General features: G+C 72.5%; 5 protein-coding genes and 2 pseudogenes. 5 read left to right on the plus strand and 2 right to left on the minus strand.

Annotation, left to right across the window (positions count from 1 at the left end):
* Positions 1–41: 41 nt before the first annotated feature.
* Positions 42–1,568 (plus strand): serine/threonine-protein kinase, encoded by a 1,527-nt coding sequence (locus ABZ484_RS31580; protein WP_358869350.1) that lies wholly within the window; start codon positions 42–44, stop codon positions 1,566–1,568.
* 56 nt (positions 1,569–1,624) lie between these two features.
* Here ABZ484_RS31580 and ABZ484_RS31585 read toward each other — a convergent pair whose 3' ends face one another.
* A complete protein-coding gene (locus ABZ484_RS31585; RefSeq protein ID WP_358869351.1) occupies positions 1,625–2,428 on the minus strand; it encodes a thioesterase family protein in 804 nt (267 codons plus the stop codon).
* 308 nt (positions 2,429–2,736) lie between these two features.
* Between ABZ484_RS31585 and ABZ484_RS31590 the strand changes: the two are divergent.
* The 4 genes and pseudogenes from ABZ484_RS31590 to ABZ484_RS31605 all read left to right on the plus strand — a co-directional run.
* Positions 2,737–3,375 (plus strand): annotated as a pseudogene (locus ABZ484_RS31590) (ATP-binding cassette domain-containing protein); the annotation flags it as partial.
* Between the two features lie 101 nt (positions 3,376–3,476).
* Entirely contained in the window at positions 3,477–4,268 is a 792-nt protein-coding gene (locus ABZ484_RS31595) for an ABC transporter permease (protein WP_358869352.1), read from the plus strand.
* A 68-nt stretch (positions 4,269–4,336) separates the two neighbouring features.
* On the plus strand, positions 4,337–5,800 hold the full coding sequence (locus ABZ484_RS31600; protein WP_358869353.1) for a sensor domain-containing protein: 1,464 nt from the start codon (positions 4,337–4,339) through the stop codon (positions 5,798–5,800).
* A gap of 12 nt (positions 5,801–5,812) precedes the next feature.
* Positions 5,813–6,457, plus strand: coding sequence for a response regulator transcription factor (locus tag ABZ484_RS31605; RefSeq protein WP_358869354.1), 645 nt, complete (start codon positions 5,813–5,815; stop codon positions 6,455–6,457).
* A gap of 3 nt (positions 6,458–6,460) precedes the next feature.
* Here ABZ484_RS31605 and ABZ484_RS31610 read toward each other — a convergent pair.
* Positions 6,461–6,560 (minus strand): annotated as a pseudogene (locus tag ABZ484_RS31610) (IS481 family transposase); the annotation flags it as partial.

The following is a 6,560-nucleotide window of genomic DNA, read 5'->3' on the forward strand; positions in this document are numbered from 1 at the left end:
AATATGCTGGGAGTTCAGCGAAACGGGGGAGGGGCGCGGCGTTGGACGGACTCGCACCGAGCGATCCCCGGGACGTCGGTCCGTACCGGCTCCTGGGCAGACTCGGCAGTGGCGGGATGGGCCGTGTCTACCTCGGCCGGTCTCCGTCGGGCCGCCGGGTCGCGGTCAAGGTGGTCAGGAACGAGATCGCCGACGATCCCGGATTCCGTGGGCGCTTCCGCCGCGAGGTCGAGCTGGCCATGAGGGTCGGCGGCTACTGGACCGCCGCCGTGGTGGACGCGGACCCGGACGGTCCCGAGCCGTGGATCGCGAGCGAGTACATCCCCGGGCCTTCCCTGCACCGCAGAATCGCCGACGACGGCCCGCTTCCGGCGGCAGAGGTACGCGACCTCGGTGCCGGGCTGGCAGAAGCACTGGCCTCGATCCACGCGCTGGGCCTGGTCCATCGGGATCTGAAGCCCTCCAACATCCTGCTGACCGACACGGGGCCCCGGGTCATCGACTTCGGCATCTCCAAGGCCCTGGAAGGCTCGGGTGCGAGCACCGCCCTCACCCACACCGGTGTGGTGATGGGGACCCCCGGCTTCATGTCGCCCGAGCAGGCCACCGGCGCCCGGATCGGCACGCCCAGTGACGTGTTCTCCCTCGGCGCGGTCCTCGCCTACGCCGCCACCGGTGCCGAACCCTTCGGCACGGGCACCCCGGTCGCTCTGCTCTACCGGGTCGTCGGCGAGGAGCCGGACCTGTCGGCCGTTCCGGACGAGCTGCGCCACACCATCGCGCTGTGCCTCGCGAAGGACCCGGCGCGCAGGCCCTCACCGGCCGGCCTGGTCGCCCTGCTCACCGGCGGGGAACACCCGACCGAGCCGGTTCCGGCGCCGCTGCCCACGGTCGCGTACACCCGCTCGGTGGAGGCGGCCGCCGCGACGGGACCGGCGGCTTCGGCGGAGCCCGAAGCCGAGGTGGCCCAAGCCGACGCTCCGCTGGGGCTCATCGACGGCGGCGAGGACCGCTTCTGGGGCATACGTTTCCGGCGCCTGTTCGACGCCCTGCTGTGGGTGGCGGTGCTCGGGACGGTCCCGCTGGGTGTGGCCATGGCACAGGGCGTCGACGTGGTCGCCAACTGGGGCGCCGTCCTGACGCTCTACCTCATCTTCGCGGTGCCCGCGGCCGCCTATTTCTGGGCGGCCTGCCGCCCCTTCCGGGAGACCGCCGAACTGGGCGTCGGACGTGAGGGAGTCACTCTCCGGCGCGGCCATGGCACCGCCGAACTCCCCTGGCGCGAGCTTGAACGCGTCCTCGTCTCGGTCGGCTCGGCACCGTACTCCGTCACTCTCTTCTGCCGCTTCCGCGACCCCGGCGAGATCGACGTCACCGCTCTCCCCGCCAAGGCGATCTCCGTCCATCCACCCCTGGCGACGTTCACCCTGCTGGCGCTGAACCGGGCCGAACGCAACGCCTCCTGCTCCGAAATCCACCAGGCACTGGGCGCGTTCGCCCCGCCCGGCGTCTACCAGCCGCATCCCAAGGTGCTCAAGCGGACCGCCCTCCAGGCTTCCACCCGTTGAGCCGTTCCTCCTCCAGCACCTCTTCCGGCCGGCCGGGGGAGTGGTGACCGGCCTGGTCAGTGGGCCAGTGGGCGGACGGTGAGGATCTGCTGGGCGTGGCCCACCGGACCGGTGACGTCGTGCAGGACGGTGCTGGTGAGGCCCTGGCCGGTGGGCCCGAAGGTGACGGTGGTGTCCAGGCCGGTCCAGTCGCCCACGGGCTGCCGGTGGAGGTGGACCGTGAGGTCGACGTTGGGGAACATCCACGCGGTGGGTGGCTGTCGTACGGCGATGCCGTTGGCCGTGTCCACCAGGGCGAGGTAGGACGCGAGCGGGCTGCTGCTTTCGCCGGCCACCAGGGCGAGCGGGGTGGACACCCAGGCGGTGGTGCGGCCGGGGCGCGGCGGTGTGAGGGGCCGGACGTCGAGGGAGGCGATGTAACCGCCGGGCCACAGGTCGCTCATCTGCCAGGGGGCGAGTCGCTCCGGCGGAGTGAGCCGCTCGACGGGGTCACCGGCGACCGCCGAGGTGTCGAGGGCGGCCAGCAGCCAGGCGCGGGCCCTGACCACCGGCCGGTCGGCGATGCGGACGGTGGCTTCGAGGAGTTCGATGGTGCGGCCGGGCCGGACGGTCTCGACCTGGATCTCGCACTCGTCGAGGGCGAGACGGCCGAGAATGTCGTAGCTGATCCGGGCCAGGTGCAGTCCACCACCGTCGGGCCGCGCGGCCAGGTGACGGTCGACGGCGTGGGCCACGAGGCCGCCGAGCGGGCTGAAGTGCTGCTCGTCAGGGTCCCAGGCGCCACCGGCATGGGCAGTGGGTTTGTAGCGGGACGCGTCGATACGGGTGTAGTAGCTGCCGGTGTCGGAGGGGGAGGTCAACGGACGGTTCTCCTCTGGTGCTTCACGGGGCGTCGAGCGGGATGGCGTACGCCTTGTCGATCATCGCTCAGACCCCGTACGCCTTCGCGACCGGGTGCCTCACCAGGTGCAGGGGGAGGAGGGAGTGAACTCGACGCCCCGCTCGAAGACCCCACGACGGCCTCGGGGCCCGGCGGCGGGCTCAGCGGTGGGCTCAGGGGCGGGGTCTGGGGGAAATCCCCCAGCCGAAGACGGAGGTCAGCCACGTTCCTGGCGCGGCCCGGCGGGCCATAGCTTCGAGCCATGAGCCAAGCCACCGGGAAACGCCCATGATCGAAGCCCGCGGACTCACCAAACGTTACGGACGGACCGTCGCCGTCGACTCCCTCGACTTCGACGTCCGCCCTGGCGCCGTCACCGGCTTCCTCGGCCCCAACGGGTCGGGGAAGTCCACCACCATGCGCATGGTCGTGGGCCTCGACCGCCCCGACCGAGGCAGCGCGAGGATCCACGGCAAGGCGTACCACGACCTGCGCTGGCCGCTGCGGGAAGTGGGGGCGCTGCTCGAGGCCCGTACGTACCACCCCGGCCGCAGCGCCGAGAACCACCTCGCCGCGCTGGCCGCCGCGAACGGCATCCCGCCGTCCCGCGTCGGTGCCGTCCTCGCCACCGTCGGCCTGACCGAGGTGGCGAAGAAGCGGGCCGGCGGCTTCTCGCTCGGTATGTCGCAGCGGCTCGGTATCGCCGCAGCCCTGCTCGGCGACCCTGGAGTGCTGCTCTTCGACGAGCCGGTCAACGGCCTCGACCCGGAGGGTGTGCGCTGGATCCGCACCCTGATGAAGTCCCTCGCCGCCGAGGGCCGCACCGTTCTGCTGTCCAGTCACTTGATCAGTGAAATGGCGCTCACCGCCGACCACTTGATCGTCATCGGCCAGGGCAGGCTGCTCGCCGACACCAGCGTCGCCGAGCTGACCGCCGGCGGCCGGTCACTGGAGGAGGCGTTCTTCGCGCTCACCGGCGACAGCGCGGAGTACCGGGGCCTCGCCCCCGCCCGGCGAAGGAGGCAGCCGTGAGCGCCGTACCGACGAGGCTCCCCGCCGGACGCTACGGGTTTCCGCATGCCGCCCGGATGGAGTGGATCAAGCTGCGCAGCCTGCGCTCCACTCTGTGGGCCCTGCTGGCCACGACGGTCGGGATGATCACCGTCGGGGTCGTGACCATGGCCAACACCAAGGCGCCGGGCCCGGACAAGCAGGCCACGTTCGACCCCGTCAACAACGTGCTCGCCGGGCTCGCCCTCGGCCAGCTCGTCGTCGGCGTGCTCGGTGTGCTCGTCGTCACCGGCGAGTACTCCTCCGGCACGATCCGCTCCACGCTCGCGGCGATCCCGAACCGGCCGCTGCTGATCGCAGCCAAGGCGTCCGTCTTCGGCCTGGTGACGCTCGTGATCGGCGAACTGGTCACGTTCGTCACCTTCTTCGTCGGCCGACTGGCGCTGACCGACGCGGTGCCGCGGCCCGCTCTCGGCGACGAGGGGGTGCTGCGCGCGGTGCTGCTGTCCGGCGCGTACCTCGCCATGGTGGGTCTGATCGGCATCGCGCTCGGTGCCGTGACGCGCCACACCGCGGCGGCGATCGGCTCGCTGGTCGGCGTGCTGTTCGTGGTGCCGGCGGTGCTGGCCGGGCTGACGGGCACGACGGTGGCGAAATTCTTCCCCACCATGATCGCGGGGAACTCGCTGGGCGTCTCGAAGCCGGTGGCGGACGTGCTGTCGCCGTGGGCGGGCTTCACGGTCCTGTGCCTGTACGTGGTGGCCGCGCTGGCAGCGGGCGGCTGGCTGCTCGCGCGGCGCGACGCATAGCCGTCCGGCGGCGGATGCGGTACGGGCCGCTCGCTAGCGTGGACCGCTCGGGACAGGACACTGGAGACATGCGCGACACATCAGCGGGGGCCGACCCGGAGCCCCCGGGCAGGGATGCTCGTGGGCCGGCGGCGTGCGACGAGCGCACGCCGGGACCGGCGAAGGGTGCCCGTACCGGCGCGTACGTCGAGGACCCCGCCCGCCGAAGCGGCCCCGCCGCGCGTCTGCCTCCGCTCCTCCGCGCCCCTTTCACCACCCGGGCGTGGGCCGAGGTCACCTACTGTCTGCTCGGCTTCCCCCTCGCCGTGGTCGGCTGCGTCCTCGTGCTCGTCCTCCTCGCCCTCGGCGCCGGTCTCAGCGTCTCGCTCATCGGCGCCGTCCTCGGGCTGGTTCTGGTCGTCGCGTCGCTCTGCCTCGCCCGCGGCCTCGCCGCGCTGCACCGCGGGCTGGCGGCGCGCCTGCTGGGGGAGCGGGTCACCGCGCCGCCCGTGCCGAGGCCGGGAGGGGGGATGTTCGCGCGACTGGATGCGCGGCTGCGGGACGCGGCGGGGTGGCGTTCGATCGCGTACGCACTGGTGAAACTGCCCGTCGCCGCCCTCGGGCTGTACGCGGTGGGCTGGTGGTTCACCGGTCTGCTCAACCTGTCCGCCCCGCTGCGCTGGGCCGTCTTCCACCAACGCCCCCGCCCCGGAGCGGAGGGTATGCCGACGATCTCGCCGATCCCGGTCGGCGGCGGTGCTCCGCACAGCACCACCCTGGCCGGCACCTTCACGTCGGCCGTGATCGGAGCTGCGACGCTGCTGGTGGCCCCGTGGGTCACCCGGGGCGTGATCACCGTGGACCGGTGGCTGGTCCGCTCCCTGCTCGGCCCCGGCGAGCTCGCCATGCGCGTACGCGACCTGGAGGAGACCCGCGCGCTCGCGGTCGACGACTCGGCGGCGGTGCTGCGCCGGGTGGAACGGGATCTGCACGACGGGGCGCAGGTCCGGCTGGTGGCACTGGCGATGAGCCTGGACATGGCCAAGGAGAGGCTGGGTGCCGAGGGGGAGCCGGTGCCCGACGCGGAGCGGGTGCGCCAGTTGGTCGACGTGGCGCACCGCAATGCCACCGAGGCGCTCACCGAGCTGCGCGACCTGGCCCGCGGCATCCACCCGCCGGCGCTGGACGACGGCCTGCCGAACGCCCTGGCCACGCTGGCAGCGCGCAGCACGGTGCCGGTCGAGCTGGAGGTGGACGTGCCGGTGCGGCCGACGCCGGCGATCGAGACGATCGCGTACTTCTGCGCGGCGGAACTCGTCACGAACGTCATCAAGCACAGCGGAGCCCGCCGGGCGGTGCTCCGGGCGGAGCTGGAGGACGGCCTGCTGCGGCTGCGCGTGACCGACGACGGCCACGGCGGGGCGACGCCCGGAGCGGGCAGCGGTCTGACGGGGCTGATGCAGCGAGTCCGTACGGTCGACGGCCGACTGGACATCACCAGCCCGGCCGGTGGACCGACGGCGGTCACGGTCGAGCTGCCGCCGCACGCGTGAGACGATCCCCGCATGCGCGTCGTGATCGCGGAGGATGCCGCCGTACTGCGGGAGTTGCTCGCCCAGATGCTCACCGAGCGCGGGCACGAGGTCTGCACGGCCGTGGCCGATGCCGACGCGCTGCGGGCCGCCGTGGCGGAGCATCGGCCGGACGTCGCCGTCGTCGACATCCGGATGCCGCCCACCCACACCGACGACGGCCTGCGCGCCGCGATCGACATCCGCCGGGAGCATCCTGGCACCGGTGTGCTGCTCTTCTCCCAGTACATCGAGACCAAGCACGCGACCAGGCTCCTCGCGGCCGGCTCCGCGGGCGTCGGCTATCTGCTCAAGGACCGGGTCGCGAACGTGGCCGAGTTCACCGAGGCCCTCGGCAGGGTCGCGGCGGGCGGCACCGCCCTCGACCCCGAGGTCGTCACCCAGCTCGCCGGCGGCGGGCGGCGCATCGAGGACATGGAGTCGCTCACCTCCCGGGAGCGCGAGGTGCTGGCGCTGATAGCGGAGGGCCGGTCCAACGCCGCCATCGCGCAGACCCTGGTGGTGTCGGTGGGCACCGTGGAGAAGCATGTCGCGGCGATCTTCGGGAAGCTCGGCCTGCCGACGACCGAGGACGCCAACCGGCGCGTACTGGCCGTGCTCCGCTACCTCGGTGCCTAGTGCCTAGTTGTATTGACCTGAAGCGTTGTTCACGCGGTTGATCGGTGGGTGGCCGCCGAGTGCGGTGTGGCAACGGTGATGGTTGTAGGTGTGCAGGAAGTCT

The sequence above is a fragment of the Streptomyces sp. NPDC006393 genome (assembly GCF_040628575.1).
GTDB lineage: Bacteria > Actinomycetota > Actinomycetes > Streptomycetales > Streptomycetaceae > Streptomyces.